An 18,269-nucleotide genomic window follows, 5' to 3' on the forward strand; every position below is an offset into this window, starting at 1 on the left:
TTCCTGCCTAAGCGTTGAGTGAATATTAGACACCTCTACCCATCTTTGTTAGCGAGATAAACTGGCCTAGATGTTCAAAAAATCTGATGTGGATATCCATCTTGGGTTCAGGTATCGCCAACACCGCAACGGGCACTGGTTTATGGCAGGGGAACGACACGGCGTCGCTCCCAATTTGGCTAGCGCAGGAAGCACGCTTTGACCCCTATTCCTCGGTGGAATGAGGATTGGAATAAGTTCACAGACGGACAACACAAAGGGCAGGATCTCCTGCCCTTTGATACTCATATTCCTGCCAGTTCCTCTGTCGTCATGGGCCGCAATACCCTGCAGGGATTGCCGACGGCAACCACGTTGGCCGGAATATCCCGGGTGACCACTGAGCCCGCACCGATCACGCTGTTGTCCCCTATGGTGACACCCGGGCAGATGACGACACTGCCACCGATCCAGACGTTGTTGCCGAGGCGCACCGGCTTGCCGAACTCGACCCCGGCCACCCGCGGCACCACCGCCACCGGGTGGGCCGCGGTGTAGATCTGTACCCCTGGCGCCAGCAGCACGTTGTCACCGATATGCACCTCGCACACATCGAGGATGGTGCAGTTGACATTGGCGTAGAAGTTCTCCCCTAGGTGGATGTTGGCGCCGTAGTCGCAGAAGAACGGAGGATTGATGGCGCACACAGCGCCACGGCTGCCAAACAATTCCCGCAGCATGGCGTCCCGCGCCGGCGGTTCCTGCCAACTGGTATTGAAGGTGTGATAGAGGAAACGGCAGCGCTCACGCGCCGCCTTGAGCTCAGGATCTCCTGCATCATAGGGCTCCCCCGCCACCATCTTCTGCCACTCGGGCCCGCGCACGGGTTGCCGAGCCTCTGTTGCCGCCATGGGCGGGGCCTGTGTCATCGTCTATTCCATCAGCCAGATCAGGGATTCATAAGGGCGCAGCATACAAGATTGCGGCCGGGCCGGGCTATCCGGGTAGTTACCAAGCAGCAGGCGTCCCTCGCCAGCCAGCATCTGCGCAGGCAGCACGAACTCTGTCGGCTCGCCGTAGAAGTTGCTAACTACCAACAGGGTCTGGCCGTTGGCACTACGGGTATAGGCCCAGATCCGCTGATGCCCCACCAGCAGCTCCTGATAATCCCCCTGGGTGAAGATGGGGTGCGCCTTGCGCAAAGCGATCAGATCCCGGTAGTGCCAGAATACGGAATCGCGGTCGGCCAGCGCTGCCTCTGCGTTGATCTCGGGGTAGTTGGCGGCAGGGGTGAGCCAGGGCTCACCTTTCGTGAAACCGGCGTTGGGGGCGGCACTCCACTGCATCGGGGTGCGCGAGTTGTCGCGCGACTTGGCGCCGAGGATGGCGAGGATCTCGGCCTCGCTCATCCCTTCGGCCTGCTTGATGGCGAAGATATTGCGGCTCTCCACATCCTGATAGTCATCGATGCTCTGATAACCGGGGTTGGTCATGCCGATCTCCTCCCCCTGATAGATGTAGGGCGTGCCCTGCAGGCCGTGCAGGGTGCTGGCCAGCATCTTGGCGGCCACAACCCGATGTTCGCCCTCGTCCCCGAAGCGGGAGACGATGCGCGGCTGGTCGTGGTTGCACCAGAACAGCGCCGACCAGCCCTTGCCATGCATGCCGCTCTGCCAGTGGTTGAATATACGCTTCAGTTCGAGGAAATCGAACGGTGCTTTCGTCCACTTGTCGCCGTTGGGGTAATCCACCTTCAGATGGTGGAAGTTGAACACCATGGAGAGCTCGGAGCCATCGAGCGCGCCGTAGCGCTGGCAGTGTTCCAGCGAGGTAGAGGACATCTCTCCCACCGTCATGACGCCCACCGGTGCAAAAACATCGCGGCTCACATCCTGCAGGAATTCGTGGATACGCGGCCCATCGGTGTAGAACCGGCGGCCATCGCCAATCTCGTCGTTCGGGAAAGTCTGATCCTTGGAGATGAGGTTAATGACGTCGAGGCGGAAGCCATCGATGCCCTTCTCGGCCCAGAAGTGGATAACCTTCTTCACCTCGGCACGCACGGCCGGATTCTCCCAGTTGAGGTCCGCCTGCTCGCGGGCAAACAGGTGCAGGTAGTACTGGCCGGTGGCCTGATCCAGCTCCCAGGCGCTGCCACCAAACTTGGACTGCCAGTTGTTGGGCACGCCGCCGTCCACCGGATCGCGCCAGATGTAGTAGTCGCGGTAGGGACTGTTTTTATCTCCCAACGCAGATTTGAACCAGGCGTGCTCGGTAGAGGTGTGGTTCACCACGATATCCATCACTATGCGGATGTCGCGTGCGTGGGCGGCAGCCAGCAGTGCCTCAAAATCGTCCATGGTGCCGTAGGCGGGATCGATGGCCAGATAGTCGGCGATGTCGTAACCGTTATCTACCTGAGGGGAAACATAAACCGGAGTAAGCCAGAGGGCATCGACCCCCAAGGTCTTGAGATAGTCTAGGCGGGCCATGATCCCCTTGAGATCGCCGGTGCCACGGGCAGCGGAATCCTGAAAACTCTTGGGGTATATCTGGTAAATCACGGCACTCTGCCACCAAGGTGTTTGGTTCATGAGTCTTGCTCTTGTTTCGAATGAAAAAGGAGAGGGCGACCCGTTAGGGCCGCCCTGATGACTATGTTCAGGCGCTGGCCTGGGCCAGCTTGCCGGCCGCTTGCTGCCGCTGGTAAACCAGCAGGGTCAGTACCATCGGCACCACTATGGCCACCAGCATGGCGACTGAGTAGACGGCCCAATACTGAGGCTGGATGGAGAGAATGCCCGGCAGACCGCCCACCCCTATGCCGTTGGCCATCACACCGGCGAAGCCGCAGATAAGCGCCGCCAGACTGGAGCCCACCATGGCGCACAGCATGGGGAACTTGTACTTGAGGTTGATACCGTACATGGCCGGTTCGGTCACGCCCAAGTAAGCCGAGATGGCGGCAGGCACGGAAATCTCCCGCTCGTTCTCCTTGCGGCTGATGAGGATGATGCCCACCACAGCCGAAGCTTGCGCGATATTGGAGAGGGCGATCAACGGCCAGATCGGGGTACCACCCATGCTCTGCATCAATTGCAGATCCACTGCGTTGGTGGTGTGGTGAATCCCCGTGATAACCAGGGGTGCGTAGAGGAAGCCGAACAGGGCAGCACCGATGGGAGCAAACGAACCTGTCATGGCGGCCTTGGCCGCAAAGCCGACGCCGTCACCAATCCAGCGGCCAAAGGGGCCTATCAGGGCATGGGCCAGGATCACCGCCAGCAGCAAGGAGACGAAGGGGACGATCACCAGGTAGAGATAAGCCGGAATGATGCGCTTGAGGGTGGTCTCGATATAGGCCAGTGCCACGCCCGCCAGCAGGGCTGGAATAACCTGAGCCTGATAGCCCACCTTCTCGATGACAAACCAGCCGAAGTCCCACACTTCCGGGATCTGCTGGCCTATCCCATAGGCATTCATCAGCTGCGGCGAGACCAGGGTGACACCCAACACTATCCCCAGGATCTCGGAGCCCCCCATCTTCTTCACCGCAGACCAGCAGACGCCAACCGGCAGGAAGTGGAAGATAGCCTCGCCCAGCAGCCAGAGGAAGGCGTGGACCTGAGCCCAGAACTGGCTGATTTCGACTAGGGTATGAGTACCATCATCGAACATCTTGATATCGCCGATGACGTTGCGAAAGCCCAGGATCAGACCACCGGTGATGATGGCAGGCAGCAGGGGTACGAAGATCTCCGCCAGATGGGAGATGCCCCGTTCCAGCGGGTTCATGTTCTGACGGGCGGCCAGCTTGGCGGCATCCTTGCTGCCACCACTGACACCTATCTCCTTGGTGAGCGCCTTGTACCATTCATCCACCTCGTTACCGATCACCACCTGGAACTGGCCGGCATTGGTAAAGCAGCCCTTCACCGCAGGTATGGTCTCGATGGCTTTGCTATCAGCCTTGGCCGGGTCGTTCAGCACGAAGCGCAGGCGGGTCAGGCAGTGGCTGACGGTGGCGATGTTCTCTTTGCCGCCGATCTTGTCGATCAGGGTGGCAAGCTGTTGTGCGTTGATCTTTGGCATGAGTCTTCCCTCTGTGACTCTATTGATATTGGTCTACTTCGCCCTTTTGGACCAGTCTGCTGGTCTGAGCGTTTTTGGTATCGTTCTTATTTAGCATGCAGCCAATTTGATAGGATCGAAATGGGAACGTTCCCATTTCGTGGTCAGCATCACAAAAAGCACATTTTTTGTTCAGGGCTAAGTGATGGAGCTCACAGGGTGTTGCAGGGGGCTATGGTCGCCAGCGGACGGTGATCCTGCTCGATCTGGCCGAGCAGCTGGCGGGCAGCCTGCTCCCCCGCACCCTGGTAGCCAAGATCCAGGCTGAGGGCGTTGGGAAAGAGGAAGCTGAGCATGGGGTTGTTGCCAAGGCCTGTCACCAGCACCTCGCTGCGCCCTTGTTCCTGAAGGTATTTTGCAGCACCTATGGCGAGGGTATCGCTGGCGCAGACCAGTGCCTGGGTGGCAGGGGTGAGCAGCTCGGCCGCCAGCCGGTAGCCACTCTGCAGGCTGAGATCGCCGAGCGCACTGCGCGCCGCCAATCCCTGCTCGGCGCAGTAGCCGAGATAGGCATTGAGACGGCGCTGGCCCGTGGTGAGGTCCGAGGTATCCACCCCCAGATAGGCGATCTCGCCTACCCCGCGGGTCGCCAGCGCGGCCAGCATGGTGCGCACAGCCCCGGCATCGTCGAAGCAGACAGAGGAGAAACCGGGATGGTCGCGGGCCACCAGTACCAGCTTCTCTTGCAGCGGCGCCATGGCGTCGTAGTCCAGATCGTTGAAAGCAAAGAGGATGATGCCATCCACCCCGCGCCGCTCCAGCACCGCCAGATGCTCAAGCACCTTGGCGGGGGAGAACTTGCTCTCCATCAGCACGGCGTCATAGCCACGCTGGTAGAGGGTCTCCAGCATGCCGCGTACCGCCTGGTTCTCGGAACTGGAGTCGAGTCGGGAGACGATGATCCCCACCACCTGCTGGCTATGGCTGCGCATGGCCCGGGCCGACTTGCTCGGAACAAAGCCGTGCAGGGCAATGATCTGCTCCACCCGCTCGCGGGTCGCCGGCTTCACCTTGGGATCCTGATTGAGCACCCGGGAGACGGTCGACTTGCCGACTCCGCTCAGACGGGCGATATCGAGGATGGTCAGTTTCTTGTCCATGAATTGGCTCACAGGGGGCTCGGCGGCAGAATTGCCCACATTGTTGTGATTAAGCCCTGTGAATACAAGCCCATGGCGTTAGAATGCTTTTTTTTCCCTGGCGAACGCCGTGCCGCTCGCCATCGCACAGGACGCGCATCATGGATCTGCTGGCAAGCCTGCACTTTTCCCTCTCCATCACAGGCCCCATCTGCGTGGTACTGCTGCTCGGCATCTGGCTCAAGCAATTGGGCCTGCTGCCAGACAGCTTCGTCGAATCCGCCTCCCGCCTGGTGTTTCAGGTCACCCTGCCGGCCCTGCTGTTCCTCAGCATGGTGCGCACCGATTTTTCCACCATGCCGAGTCCTTGGCTCATCCTCTACGGTTTGCTCGGCACGCTCACCGGCTTTCTGGTGCTGGAGGTACTGGCGGCCCGCTTCATCCCGGAGCGGCGTCAGCGCGGTATCTTCGTGCAGGGCAGCTTTCGCGGCAACATGGGGATCATGGGGCTGGCCTATGTGCAAAACGCCTACGGCGCTGAGGGGATAGGTGCCGCCGCCCTGCTGGTAGGCTCGGTGACAGTGCTCTACAACATACTCGCCGTGATCACCCTGACCCGCAGTCTGGGGGGCAGCCAGGGGATCAAGCCGATCCTGAAGGGGATCGCCAAAAACCCCCTGATCATCGCCATCCTGTCCGCCCTGCCATTCGGCCTGCTCGGTATCGAGCTGCCCCAGCTGGTGATCACCACGGGCAACTATTTCGCCAACATGACACTGCCGCTGGCCCTGCTCTGCACCGGCGCCAGTCTCAACCTCAAAGCCCTGCGCGGCGGTGCCATGCTGACCGGCTGGGCCACCGCCAACCGGCTGTTCTGCATTCCGGTGCTGCTGGTGACGGGCGCCTGGGCGCTTGGCTTCAGCCCGCAGGCGCTCGGCATACTGTTTCTCATCAGCTCCACCCCCACAGCCGCCGCCAGTTATGTGATGACCCGCGCCATGGGCGGCGACAGCGTACTGGCCGCCAACATCATCGCCACCACCACGCTGGGCTCACTGATCAGCACCAGCCTGGGCGCCACCCTGATGAACTATCTGGGACTGATGGGATAGCAATCCATCAGATGACGGTGTGTTCGCCGTCAATATGTCATCGCCACCACCACGCTGGGCTTACCGATCAGCACCAGCCTGGGTGCCACCCTGATGAACTACCTCGGGCTGATGGGCTGAGGGAGGCTGCCATTGCCAATCCGGCACGGCTTGACCTTGCCGCGGGCGGCAGCTTTAGGCTGGCGCACTATCAACAGAGGAGATATCCCATGACTATCGAACTCACAGTGTCCGGCATGTCCTGTGGTGGCTGCGCCGCTAGCCTGCAAAAAGCCCTGCTGGCCCAGAGTGCTATTAGTCAGGCCCGGGTGGATTTTGCCAGCAGCAAGGCTGTTATCGAGAGCGAACTGAGCAAGGCAGCGCTGATCGCCCTGATCGAAGCACAGGGCTTTCAGGTAGGTTAATTTATCTCTATAGAGGTATTAAACAGGTTAAAAATCTGTACCCACCTGTCTTTTGGTGAGTGTTATCACAGATATTGCTGTTTAAATGGGCAAACTTGCTGCGATTATTCCAACCATAAGGATTTGCAGCATGACCCTACCGATCCGCAAGACCCTGCTCGCCGCCGTCGTTGGCCTGACCCTCTCCCCCATGGCGATGGCTCTGCCCAGCGTCCATATTCTGGCAACCGGCGGCACCATCGCCGGGGCGGGCCAGTCGGCCACCCAGTCCAACTACGAGGCTGGCAAGGTAGCTATCGAGACCCTGATTGCTGCAGTTCCCGAGATGAAGAACGTGGCCGATGTGCAGGGGGAGCAGGTAGTCAAAATAGGCTCCCAGGACATGAACGACGAGGTGTGGCTGACCCTGGCCAAGCGGGTCAACGAGCTACTGGCCAAGGATGACGTGGATGCCATCGTCATCACCCACGGCACCGACACCATGGAAGAGACCGCCTACTTCCTCAATCTGACCGTCAAGAGCGACAAGCCGGTGGTGCTGGTCGGCGCCATGCGCCCCTCCACCGCCATGAGCGCCGATGGCCCGCTGAATCTGTATAACGCCGTGGTGACCGCCTCCGATCCGAGCTCCAAGGGCCGTGGCGTGATGGTGGCGATGAACGACACAGTGCTGGATGCCCGCGACGTCACCAAGACCAACACCACCGGGGTACAGACCTTCGCCTCCCCCAATTTTGGCCCACTGGGATACATTCACAACGGCAAGATCGACTATCAGCGCAGCCCGGCCCGCCTGCACACCAGCAAGACCCCGTTCGATGTGAGCAAACTCGACAAGCTGCCGCAAGTGGGCATCGTCTACAACTATGCCAACGCCACCGATCTGCCGGCCAAGGCCATGGTGGATGCCAAGTTTGACGGTATCGTCAGTGCCGGTGTGGGTAACGGTAACCTCTACCACACCCTGTTCGATACCCTGGCTCAGGCGAGCAAGGATGGTATCCGCGTGGTACGTTCCGCCCGCGTGCCGACCGGCGCCACCACTCTGGATGCCGAGATCGATGACGCCAAGTACGGTTTCGTCGCAGCGGGCACTCTGAATCCGCAAAAAGCGCGCATCCTGCTGATGCTCTCGCTGACCCAGAGTAAGGATCCGGTCCAGATCCAGCGCTGGTTCCAGCAGTTCTGATCCCGGGGCTCAACCCGCTAACGTCACCCCATGAAAAAAGGGCAGGATCGGCTCCTGCCCTTGCTCATGGCGTCATCTGCACATAGAGCGCGCCATCAGCTCACCATCAGCCAGCCGCAGAAACCCAGGTAGAGGAGCCCCACGCAGGCCAATCTGCCCGCCGTCATCCGTCCACGGCTAAAGCCCCACCACAGCAGTGCCACCGCCAGCAGGGTCACCAGCGAGGAGACCATCATGGTGCTATCCAGCAACCAGGGGGTGAACAGCAGGCAGAATGCCTTGGGAATGGTGCCCTGGATCATCATGGCACCGGAGATGTTTGCCAGCGCCAGCCTGTTCTTGCCCTGACGTACCCAGATCAGCACATTCATCAACTCGGGCATCTCGGTTGCCACCGGACTCAACAGCAGGGCCGCCAGCACGGGAGAGAGGCCAAACAGCTCACCCATGCTCTCCAACTGATGGACGAACAGCTGCGCCGCCAGCGCCACCACCCCCAACGCCACCAGGGTCTGCAGCAGTACCTTGCCAAGCGCCGGGATCTCGGCCTTGGGATCCAGCTTGAGGGGCTCTGGCAACGCAACCTCGTGGCTGTCGGTCTGTTTCAGTTCACGCCGCACATAGACCAGATAAACCAGCACGAACAGCGGTGCCAGCCAGGCTTTACCGGTGAATGCCACCATGCCAAGGGCCACCGCCACCAGGAAGATACCGACAAACCAGGCCTGATCACGCCCTATCTCGCGCTGCACCTCGCCATCGATGACTCTGTGCTCACGGCTCATGCACAGCAGCAGGGTCACGCCGACGGCGGCATAGCCTATGGTGGAGAGCACCAGAGGGCCGCCGAGGGCGGCGCCTATCCCTATCTGTTGCTGGGCGGGGGCATCCCCCATCAGCAGGGCGGTCAGGGTAACGATGCATTCGGGCAAGGCCGTGCCGAGGGCTGCTAGCAGGGAGCCGGTGGCACTCTGGGAGAACTTGAAGTGATGGCCGGTCCATTCGATACCGTTGACGAAATATTCGCAGGCCAGGTAGATGGTGACGGCAGAGAGCAGAAATAACAGCAGGGTAATCAACATAATAGGCAACCGCCAGGCGAGCAGAACAACCGATGGACCCGATACGGCTCGCCCGGCTGGCTTGCGTATCGAGGCCAAAGGTCTTGCAGAGCGATAGATGCTATCGCCGCTCATGCCATGGATCGGCAGATCCAAGAATGTTGACATGAGCCCTGCCCGGATCACGGGCGGGTTGCTACTCCCCAATGACAGTGCGGGCTTTTTACCAAGTTGACCACCGCCTCACAAGGCAAATGAATGATCATCCGCCCGATAAGTTGTAAGAAAATGTAAGGATCCCCTTGGTCAGTGCCCTCGATTCCTCCGTCCGGGTCACCACTCTTTCCCCCGGCACCTACGCCTTGGCATAACGATTGCTATGAGTTGCCTACTGTCCACAATAGTTTGGGAAGGATGAACGATGAAACGGTGGATCCAACATTTCTATCAACTGAACCGTCTCAACTGGCTTATGGTCTGGTTGCTACTCTGCTGCAGCATCATATTGCTGTTTCCAGCCGGCCTGATGAAGGGGGCCGTCAGCCAGTGGGCCACGCTCCACGCCGCCTGGCTCGGGGTCGGCATGCTGATCGCCATCTCCTACTTCTGCAGCCAGGGCTTCCTGATCGCCTGGGAGTGGGCCTGTGATGAATGGCAATCCCGCCGTCAGCAGGATCAGCTGGCCCAGATGATCGCCTTCCTCGATTTCAACGAGAAGGCGGTGCTGCGCGAGTTCGTGCTACAACGCAAAAGCGTCATAAACTTGCCGATCACCGAACCTGCCGTCAAAAACCTGATGGACGCCGGCGTACTCACCTACGCCTACGGCAAGCCGGTACGAGAGAAAGAGGACGAAAACCAGATCCGGGCGCTGATGATAGCCCTGCCCGCGCGACCACTGCTCACCTACAAGGTGCTGGGCCTCTCCCGTGGCAAGATGAGCGACGAGCAGGTGGAGCAGATCATGAACGCCAGACCCAAGTTCGCCCAGAAGGGCTTCCAGCGCTAAGTTACTGCCATCCTTCACATAAAAGAGCCGGACAGTGTCCGGCTCTTTGCTATCTGGCTGTTTTTATTCGGCTCTGGCCTTCAAATAACCAGCACTGACTGGCGGATCTGCCGTTATTCGGTCCTGGCCTTCAAATAACCAGCACTGACTGGCGGATCTGCCGTTATTCGGTCCTGGCCTTCAAATAGCCGGCATAATCCGGGATCTGCACGCTGAACGCCTGCTGCATGTGAGGGCTGTCCATGATGAAGTCCGCTGTGGCCTCGTTGGTGGCAACCGGTATGTTCCACACGGCCGCCAGGCGCAGCAGCGCCTTCACGTCCGGATCGTGGGGCACCGCATTGAGGGGATCCCAGAAGAAGATCAGCACGTCTATCTTGCCTTCGGCAATCAGGGCACCGAGCTGCTGGTCGCCACCCATGGGGCCGGAGAAGAGGCAAGTGATGGGCAGTTGTGCCTTCTTGCCGAGCATGGTGCCTGTGGTGCCGGTCGCATAGAGATGGTGGAGCTTGAGCTCCTCCTTGCGGCACATCACCCAGTTCAGCAGCGGGGTCTTCATGTTGTCGTGAGCCACCAGCGCCACCCGCTTGTGGGGCGCCATCTCACGTGCAATCAGTTCCATGGAATTCATCCGTAGCATTGTGATGGGAAGAGAGCTGTATCCTAATCGAAAGCAGCGCCCGCTGCCTTGCCGGGCGCCGTAACTGTGATCACTTCGACTGTTCAATCCACTGCTGGTGCTTCTGCTCCAGCACAGAGATGGGCAACATGCCGTATTCCAGCACATGGTGGTGGAACGCCTTGAGGTCAAAGCGGCCGCCAAGGGCCTGCTCGGCAGACTCCCGCATCCGGATCAGCGCCAGCTGACCCGCCTTATAGGAGGTTGCCTGGCCGGTATAGGCCATGTAGCGCGGTACCTCAGAGCTGATGTCCCCCGCCCCCAGTGCCGAGTTCTCCTTCATGTAGCCGACGGCCCTGTCGTGGCCCCAGCCATACCAGTGAATGCCGGTATCCACCACCAGCCGCATGGCCCTGAGCATCTCCTCGTTGAGACGGCCGAAGTACTGCAACTGGTTATTGAAGGCAGGCGAACCCTCGACCTTCACATCCCCCACAGCCGGATCATAGAGGCCACGCCCCTGATAGAGCCCCATGTCGTGATCCGCCAGATATTCGGTGTAGAGCGCCCAGCCCTCTGCATAGGCGGTATAGGACGCATTCGCCACATACTGCGGGAAGTCGGGATCCTTGGCCGCCAGCTCCTGGGCTATGGTGATCTGGAAGTGGTGGCCCGGCGCCGCCTCGTGGGCCAGCAGGGTGCTGATGTTCCAGCTCTGCAGGCCATAGGGGTAGTAAGTATTGAGGAAGAACTGCCCCTTACGGCCGGTCTGCGGGTTACCGTCCTGATACCAGGCGACCCCGCCATAAGGCGCCTCATCATAGGAGACAGGCACCACCTCGTAATCCAACTTGGGAATGGTGCGCTCGGCATCGAAGAAGTCCGGCAACACCAGCGCCGCCTTGCTCTTGAAGCCGTTGTACTCCCGCAACGCCCGCTCATGCTCCGCCAGCGCCTGCTGCTGCGGCTCGCTCAGGGTCGCACCGGCCACATTGCCCGGGTTGAGATTGGCGGACCAGACAGCCAGCGGATTCTGGTAGAAGAAGGACGGCTCGTTGAGATAACGGAAGAAGTCATAGATCTGGCCGCTCTGCTTGCTCTGGGCCACCTCATCGCTGTCGCACTTGCCGACGGTATGGCACACCTTGACCATGGCACCGAAGATACGTTCCACCTCGCTCAGCCCCAGCTCATGCACCTGCTCCGGCGTCATATTGGTGGTGGTGTGCTTCTTCAGCAGCCAGCGATACCAGTCGCGGCCATTGGTCATGCCGCAGAAACCGTCGTCACACTCGCCACTGCCAAGGCGCACCCCATAGGCACCACCATGCTGGTAATCCAGATAGTCCCGCAGTGCCAGATAGCGGCCGTTGATGCTGTCCAGCACCGCTTTGTAATCGGTGCTCAGCGCCTCGTCGGCCTCCCCCGGCAGCAGCTGCCAGCCGAGGTAGGCACCGGCGATCACCTCGCCATCCAGCTTGCTGTTGAGCTGGGCCAGCAGACGGTCCACCAGCTCGTCCGGCAAGTTATTGCCCTGGGCGCTGCCCAGCTCGAACTGATGTTTTACCTCGGCCAGATAGGCATCATAGGCCTTGAGCCAGACAAGGTGCTCCTGATACCAGGCCAGCGGAGCCGTCGTTGCCCTGGCCTGAGTAGCCTGCGCTGGCGCCGTGGCCGGGCGGTCGAGATCCCGCCGCCAGGCCGCATCCCCCGGTGCGACCCGCTCGGCCGAGCTCTGCTCGAAGTAATCGAAGCCACTGCTGACGGTGCGGGCGGCCTTGCCGCTGGCGGGGGCAGCCCCTACGTCATCGGCCAGATCCACCACCCGGTTGCGGAAGTGGTGGATCGGGATCTGGGATTGGGGCAACTCGTAGCCCGCCAGATTGATCTGCAGATCCCAGCGGATCATGTCGTAGAACAATCGGTCCCGCTCGCTCAGCACGCTCGGGTCCAGGGCATCCAGCCGGGTGAGCAGCGCACTGTCGAGCGCCTTGCGTTTGGCAATGCTGGAGGCATCAATGGCAAAACCGTAGGGGTCCAGCGCCTGACTCTCGCGCAGGGCCTCGTCCATGGTTTGCATCAGAGAGGCCTTGGTGGCAGCGGGATCCGCCGGCGCGTTGGAGCTGTTGTCGTTGCAGGCAGCGAGGGAGAGTGCGATGGCGCAGGCAAGCGCCAGCTTGTTGGGCAAGAAGTGCATGGTGTAGTCCTTTCACCTGTTGTTATTGTGTGTCCCGATACGGGGCTCCAATAATGCATCTCTCTCGCCCGTATTGTTGCGACCTGATTAACAAAACAAGCTTGTTTTTCATACAGATAACCGCAATGAAAAGCGATGCTGCCGAACATAAAAAAACCCGCCAGAGCGGGTTTTGGAATCGGTCTTTCATGCCATGACTGGTCAGGATGAGCCGTGATGCAGCTGGGACTGCTGATAGTTCTCCAGCCCGATGCGATCGATGAGATCGAGCTGGGTCTCCAACCAGTCCACATGCTCCTCCTCATCTTCCAGAATGTTCTGGCACAGGTCGCGACTGATATAGTCCTGCACCGATTCGGCGTAGGCGATAGCTACTTTCAGGTCCGGGATGGCATCCATCTCCAGCAACAGATCACAGCGCAACATCTCCTCGACCGTTTCACCGATGCGCAGCTTGCCCAGATCCTGCAAGTTGGGCAGCCCCTCCAGAAACAACACCCGCTTGACCAGTTCGTCGGCGTGTTTCATCTCATCGATGGACTCGTGATACTCCTTATGCCCAAGCGCCTTGAGACCCCAGTCATCGTAGATGCGAGCGTGCAGGAAGTATTGATTAATGGCAATCAGCTCATTGGCCAGCACCTTGTTGAGGTGGGTAATGATCTTGGGATCTCCTTTCATCGACAGTGCTCCTTGATGCGTGCCTGAGGCCTCGATCGTTAGAGCTTAGTCCAGAAAGGTGACAACAAAAGGTCTGGCGAGCCAGCTCGCTTGAGAGGCAGGGTGACACTGTTAGCGGGTCGAGCCAGAAAAGGGGCGGTCCGGGTCAGGCCACCTCGTAGTAGAGCGGAGTCTGTGCCAGCTCGGCCTTGTCGAGTTCGGCGGCGATGATCTCCATGGTCATGCGCACACACTTGCCACACTGGGCCCCCACCTCCAGTGACTGCTTGAGCTGACGAAACTCGGTCTTGCCTGCCTGTACCGCATTGCGGATCTGGGTATCTGTGATGCCGCGGCACAAACAGACGTACATAGTGTTTACCTCATGCTGGAATGCCATGAAATCTAAATGAGAATGGTTCGCAGTGCAAATAACCATTAGTAATAAGCTCCCCTGCTTGCCAGCCATCAACCCCTTGGTGACAATGTCCCGTCACAGAGGAAAACATCATGCTCAAGAAACTGTTCACTGCCCTGTTCGCAAGCAAGTCCACCCCTGTCGTTGAGGTGACTCCCACCGAATACGCCGGTTATCTCATCTACCCCGAGCCCATGGCGGAAGGGGGCCAGTACCGGTTGGCGGGCCGCATCACCAAAGAGATGGATGGCATGCTGCAGACCCACATCTTCATCCGCTCCGATCTGTTCGCCAATCCGGCCGATGCGGAGCGTTTCATGGTGCAGAAGGCCCACACCTTCATCGATCAGATGGGGGATCGCATGTTTGAACCTCGCGTCAAAGCGGGCGACAGTTCAGCCTCATGAGCCCTGCCGAGGTGAACGCCCTGCGCCAGGCCCTGGCCCGCGCCGGTGAACGGCGACTGGTCTGGCTGGAAGGGGACGAGGCCGATTGCATCGCCCGTGCCGAAGCGTTGCTGGGCGGCATCATCTATTGGCTAGGAGAAGGTCCGGCCTGCCATGAGCCCGTTCCCGCCGCCAAGGCGCTGCAACGGCTCGGTCAGGAGTGCGACACCCTGGTCTTCAACGCTTTCAGTGGTTTTCATCCCGACGCCTTTGGCGCGCTGGCGGGCACACTGCGGGCGGGCGGTCTGCTGCTGCTGCTGACGCCCCCCAGAGCGCAATGGCCCGAGTATCCGGATCCGGACAGGGTGCGACTGGTCGCCCAGCCAGAAGAGGCGGACCGGGCTGGTCACGGCTTCATCGCCCGGCTGGTGCACCTGCTGGCGGACGATCCTGCGCTCTCCCTGCTTCCGCCCCACAGCCTCGCGCCCTGGCAGCCGATCGGCGCACAGCGACGGCTGAGTCATGATCAGGCCGCGGCGCTGCCCGCCATTCACAGGGTATTGCACGGCCATCGTCGCCGCCCGCTGGTGCTGAGTGCCGATCGTGGACGCGGCAAGAGCAGCCTGCTGGGGTTAGCCGCCGCCGAGCTGCTGCGCCAGCAACCCGACCTCAAGATAGTGGTGACGGCCCCTTCCCAGGCCACGGCTGCCACCCTGTTTGACCACGCGGCACAGTCGCTGGGTATAGAGGTGGAACGGCTGATTGGCCTCGAGTTCTGCTCACCGGCCCGGCTGGTAGAGGAAGCCCTGCAACCCGATCTGTTGCTGGTGGACGAAGCCGCCGCCATCCCCACGCCACTGCTGGAAGCCCTGCTGGCCCGCCACAGCCGTATCGTCTTTGCCACCACGGAACACGGCTACGAGGGCACGGGACGCGGTTTTCACCTGCGTTTCAAGCGAGTGTTAGACCACCAGACGCCGGATTGGCAGGAGATCCACTTAGGCGAGCCGATCCGCTGGAGCACCCATGATCCGCTTGAACCGCTTATCTTCCGCCTGCTGGGCCTCAATGCCGAGGTGGATCCGCCCCTGTCACCGACCAGCGCGGGCTGGCGGCTGATCGACCAAGAGGCATTGGCAGAAGACGAAAAGTTACTCAATCAGCTGTTCGGCCTGCTGGTGCTGGCACACTACCAGACCACGCCGAGCGATCTCAGGTCTTTGCTGGAGAGCCCGGATCTCGACATCCACCTGCTGGAACAGGATCAGAGCCTGCTCGGGGTCGCGCTGGTGGCAAGGGAAGGCAACATAGATCCCACACTGGCCGAGCAGATCTGGGCGGGCCGACGACGTCCGCGCGGCCATCTGCTGCCCCAGTCCCTGCTGGCCCACGCCGGTTTCAAAACGGCAGGGGCGCGCAGCTACGCCCGGGTGATGCGTATCGCCATCCACCCGGTGCTGCATCGCCACGGGCTCGGCTCGCAACTGCTCGGCCAGCTGGAGGAGTATTACCGGGAGGAAGGGCTCGACTATCTGGGCTCGGCCTTCTCGGCCAGTGCCGATCTGCTGCCCTTCTGGCGCAGGGCCGGGCTGCAGGTGCTGCGCATCGGCCTGCAACGGGATGCCGCCAGCGGCTGCCATGCCGCCCTGCTGTTCAAGGCACTGAAACCCGAGTGGGAGGCCGAGCTGACCCAGTGGCGCCAACGCTTCGTGTGCCAGCTGCCGACCCTGCTGGCAGGTGAGTTGAAAGGGCTGGATCCCGAACTGGTGTGGCAATGTCTGAAGGGACAAGAGCTGGCCATGCCTGAGCTGGATGAGTTTGAACAGGCTGAGCTTGATTGCTTCGCCCATCACCACAAGCCGTTCGAGCTGTGCCAAGCCAGCTTGCAGCACTGGCTGACCAACAATCTGCCACGACTGACCTCCTTGACCCCCAGCGAACGCCAGTTGCTGATCGCCACCATCTGGCAATATGCGGACTGGGGACATCTGGCCAATCAGCTGCAACTGGCGGGCAAGCCGGCCATCATCAAGGCGCTACGCGCCCTGCTGGCTCGCCTGCTGGCTATCCCTACCACTCGATAGTCTTGCCCTGCCAGTCGAGATAGCTGAGCTCGCCGTCAGGTATCAGCCCCGCCATCAGACTGACCAGATGGCGAGCTACCTGCTCTGGCGTCTGCAAGCTGCCATCTGGCACATTGGCGTGAAACGGGCGCGAGAGCTGGGTATCCACAGAACCCGGATGAAACGCTAGCAGCTTGACGCCCGGGGCACGCCGGGCGAGTTCGATGGCGGCACACTTGAGCAGCATGTTGAGGGCTGCCTTGGAGGCACGATAGCCATACCAGCCCCCCGCCCGATTGTCCCCAATACTGCCGACTCGTGCGCTGAGCACCGCCAGGGTGCAGGGCGAGGCGCCAAGCAGCGGGAGCAGCTGGTTGATCCAGCGCAGCGGCAGCAAAGCATTGGTCTGGTAGAGGCTGGTCATGGCCTCGACATCAAGCGCTTCCAGCCGCTTTTCAGGCTTGATCCCCCCCTGATGCAGGACACCATTGCATATCACCAGCCGGTGCGGTCTCGGGGCCAGAGTGGCGATACGGGCCACCACGTCAGCCATCTGCTGATCGCTGTAATCGCAACGCAGCCAATGCAAGCGGGGATCATCACACCCGACGGGGGCCGGCTGCCGGCTGACCGCCATGACAGGACCGCCCCCTGTCGCCAGCCAGTGTGCCACCAGCGCCTGACCTATACCGCCCCCGGCTCCAATCACCACGACGCCCTCGTTCATGTTCATCTCCTGTTTGCGGTGAGTGTGATGCCCTTCTCCATCGCCTCTTTCTTTCCCTGTTAAGCTGGTACGCGCCTTCCTGTCTGCCGGATCAAGCAGTTATGAGGGCCAGCTTGTGTGGAGCGCCCGGAGTGGGCGGATCCATTCCTATACTGAGGAAAAACCGCAGCGGGTGTTGCCAGCGTAACCAGAAGCACGAGAGTGACCATGATGTCCAAAGACGGGGAAGATCGTAAATCCATCCTGACCGAGAGCGGTACCAACGAGCTCGAGATCATCGAGTTTCACCTCAAAAAGCAGATGCCAGATGGCAGGGAGAAGATCGCCTATTACGGCATCAACGTCGCCAAGGTGCGCGAGGTGATACGGGTACCGGAAACCACAGACTACCCCAACGCCCAACGTCACATGGTGGGTGTTTTTTCCCTGCGCGAGCGGCTGATCCCGTTGGTGGATCTCGCGGGTTGGCTTGGCATCAAGACCAACCCTGACCCCAGCCACAAGGTGGTGATCGTCACCGACTTCAACAAGATGGCGAACGGCTTTCTCATCGACAGCGTCAGCAGGATCCATCGGGTCTCCTGGGAGGATGTGGAGTCCCCCAGCCAGTTTCTGGAGGCGGGCGAGAATGATTGCGTGGTGGCCGTGGTCAGGCGTGATGGCAACCTCATCATGATCCTCGACTTCGAGAAGATCATCGCCGACATCAACCCCGAGCTGAGCATGGAGAAGTACGATGTGACCCAGGATCGCAAGGTCATCATCGACGATCGCATGATGGCACTGCGCCAGGCCAAGACGGTGCTGGTGGTGGATGATTCCGCCTTCATCCGCAAGATGATAGAGACCACGCTGCGCACCGCAGGCTACAACGTGGTGACCGCCAAGGATGGGGGGGACGGGCTGGAGATGCTGATGGAGTTCGACCGCCTGTCGCAGGAGGAGAAGATCCCGGTGGCCGAGTTCGTCAGCGGCATCATCACAGACGTCGAGATGCCCCGCATGGACGGCATGCACCTGCTCAAACGCCTGCGGGATACCCCTGCCTTCAAGACCACCCCCATCGTCATGTTCTCGTCGCTGATGAGTGACGACAACCGCCAGAAGGCACTTCAGCTGGGGGCCAACGATACCATCACCAAACCCGAGCTGGGACGCATGGTCGGCATGATAGACAACTTCCTGATCGGTATCCCCATCCCCAAATCGGGCAATCTGTAAGGCCGTTAGCCGGT

Annotated in this window: 17 protein-coding genes and 1 riboswitch; of the genes, 7 read left to right on the forward strand and 10 right to left on the reverse strand. The window is 60.5% G+C overall.

The genetic code is table 11. The features are described from left to right. Positions 1-284 precede the first annotated feature (284 nt). The 4 genes from WJM78_RS18380 to treR form a co-directional block, all read right to left on the reverse strand. Positions 285-908 (reverse strand): sugar O-acetyltransferase, encoded by a 624-nt coding sequence (locus WJM78_RS18380; RefSeq protein ID WP_339010896.1) that lies wholly within the window; start codon positions 906-908, stop codon positions 285-287. Positions 909-911: 3 nt separating this feature from the next. Next, on the reverse strand, positions 912-2,573 hold the full coding sequence (gene treC / locus WJM78_RS18385; RefSeq protein WP_339010897.1) for an alpha,alpha-phosphotrehalase: 1,662 nt from the start codon (positions 2,571-2,573) through the stop codon (positions 912-914). Positions 2,574-2,640: 67 nt separating this feature from the next. Beyond that, positions 2,641-4,071, reverse strand: a complete 1,431-nt coding sequence (gene treB, locus WJM78_RS18390; RefSeq protein WP_108536007.1) for a PTS trehalose transporter subunit IIBC — start codon at positions 4,069-4,071, stop codon at positions 2,641-2,643. A gap of 191 nt (positions 4,072-4,262) precedes the next feature. Further along, a complete protein-coding gene (treR, locus tag WJM78_RS18395; RefSeq protein ID WP_339010898.1) occupies positions 4,263-5,210 on the reverse strand; it encodes a trehalose operon repressor TreR in 948 nt (315 codons plus the stop codon). A 140-nt stretch (positions 5,211-5,350) separates the two neighbouring features. Here treR and WJM78_RS18400 point away from each other — a divergent pair, with 140 nt between their 5' ends. From WJM78_RS18400 to ansB, 3 genes are all read left to right on the forward strand, one after another. Then, positions 5,351-6,301: an AEC family transporter gene (locus WJM78_RS18400; protein ID WP_287146280.1), complete on the forward strand. Its 951-nt coding sequence runs from the start codon at positions 5,351-5,353 to the stop codon at positions 6,299-6,301. Positions 6,302-6,510: 209 nt separating this feature from the next. Continuing rightward, positions 6,511-6,705, forward strand: a complete 195-nt coding sequence (locus WJM78_RS18405; RefSeq protein WP_108537601.1) for a heavy-metal-associated domain-containing protein — start codon at positions 6,511-6,513, stop codon at positions 6,703-6,705. A 130-nt stretch (positions 6,706-6,835) separates the two neighbouring features. Next, positions 6,836-7,894 (forward strand): L-asparaginase 2, encoded by a 1,059-nt coding sequence (gene ansB, locus WJM78_RS18410; RefSeq protein WP_212514656.1) that lies wholly within the window; start codon positions 6,836-6,838, stop codon positions 7,892-7,894. A gap of 95 nt (positions 7,895-7,989) precedes the next feature. On the opposite strand, the gene WJM78_RS18415 is transcribed toward ansB, so the two are convergent. Then, positions 7,990-8,976, reverse strand: coding sequence for a sodium:calcium antiporter (locus tag WJM78_RS18415; RefSeq protein WP_339010899.1), 987 nt, complete (start codon positions 8,974-8,976; stop codon positions 7,990-7,992). An 88-nt stretch (positions 8,977-9,064) separates the two neighbouring features. After that, a riboswitch (yybP-ykoY riboswitch) is annotated at positions 9,065-9,172 on the reverse strand. Between the two features lie 204 nt (positions 9,173-9,376). Here WJM78_RS18415 and WJM78_RS18420 point away from each other — a divergent pair. Further along, positions 9,377-9,964: a superinfection exclusion B family protein gene (locus WJM78_RS18420; RefSeq protein WP_042038963.1), complete on the forward strand. Its 588-nt coding sequence runs from the start codon at positions 9,377-9,379 to the stop codon at positions 9,962-9,964. Positions 9,965-10,127: 163 nt separating this feature from the next. Here WJM78_RS18420 and WJM78_RS18425 read toward each other — a convergent pair whose 3' ends face one another. From WJM78_RS18425 to WJM78_RS18440, 4 genes are all read right to left on the reverse strand, one after another. Beyond that, entirely contained in the window at positions 10,128-10,586 is a 459-nt protein-coding gene (locus WJM78_RS18425) for a methylglyoxal synthase (RefSeq protein WP_042038964.1), read from the reverse strand. Between the two features lie 88 nt (positions 10,587-10,674). Beyond that, positions 10,675-12,780 (reverse strand): DUF885 domain-containing protein, encoded by a 2,106-nt coding sequence (locus WJM78_RS18430; protein WP_339010900.1) that lies wholly within the window; start codon positions 12,778-12,780, stop codon positions 10,675-10,677. A 201-nt stretch (positions 12,781-12,981) separates the two neighbouring features. Further along, the gene (bfr, locus tag WJM78_RS18435; RefSeq protein WP_042038967.1) at positions 12,982-13,461 is read right to left on the reverse strand and encodes a bacterioferritin; all 480 of its coding nucleotides are present in this window, start codon (positions 13,459-13,461) and stop codon (positions 12,982-12,984) included. 145 nt (positions 13,462-13,606) lie between these two features. After that, complete coding sequence (locus WJM78_RS18440; protein WP_181364702.1) at positions 13,607-13,813, reverse strand: bacterioferritin-associated ferredoxin; 207 nt, start codon at positions 13,811-13,813, stop codon at positions 13,607-13,609. Between the two features lie 137 nt (positions 13,814-13,950). On the opposite strand from WJM78_RS18440, the gene WJM78_RS18445 reads away from it, so the two are divergent. Then, positions 13,951-14,265, forward strand: coding sequence for an HlyU family transcriptional regulator (locus WJM78_RS18445; RefSeq protein WP_339010901.1), 315 nt, complete (start codon positions 13,951-13,953; stop codon positions 14,263-14,265). Further along, positions 14,262-16,328, forward strand: coding sequence for a tRNA(Met) cytidine acetyltransferase TmcA (locus tag WJM78_RS18450; RefSeq protein WP_339010902.1), 2,067 nt, complete (start codon positions 14,262-14,264; stop codon positions 16,326-16,328). The genes WJM78_RS18445 and WJM78_RS18450 overlap by 4 nt, the downstream gene beginning before the upstream one ends. On the opposite strand, the gene WJM78_RS18455 is transcribed toward WJM78_RS18450, so the two are convergent. Further along, positions 16,315-17,034: an SDR family NAD(P)-dependent oxidoreductase gene (locus WJM78_RS18455; protein WP_339010903.1), complete on the reverse strand. Its 720-nt coding sequence runs from the start codon at positions 17,032-17,034 to the stop codon at positions 16,315-16,317. The genes WJM78_RS18450 and WJM78_RS18455 overlap by 14 nt on opposite strands. 207 nt (positions 17,035-17,241) lie before the next feature. On the opposite strand from WJM78_RS18455, the gene WJM78_RS18460 reads away from it, so the two are divergent. After that, positions 17,242-18,255, forward strand: a complete 1,014-nt coding sequence (locus tag WJM78_RS18460) for a chemotaxis protein (protein ID WP_339010904.1) — start codon at positions 17,242-17,244, stop codon at positions 18,253-18,255. Positions 18,256-18,269 lie beyond the last annotated feature (14 nt).

Origin of the sequence: Aeromonas popoffii (assembly GCF_037818705.1) — a bacterium.
Taxonomy (GTDB): Bacteria; Pseudomonadota; Gammaproteobacteria; order Enterobacterales; family Aeromonadaceae; genus Aeromonas; species Aeromonas popoffii.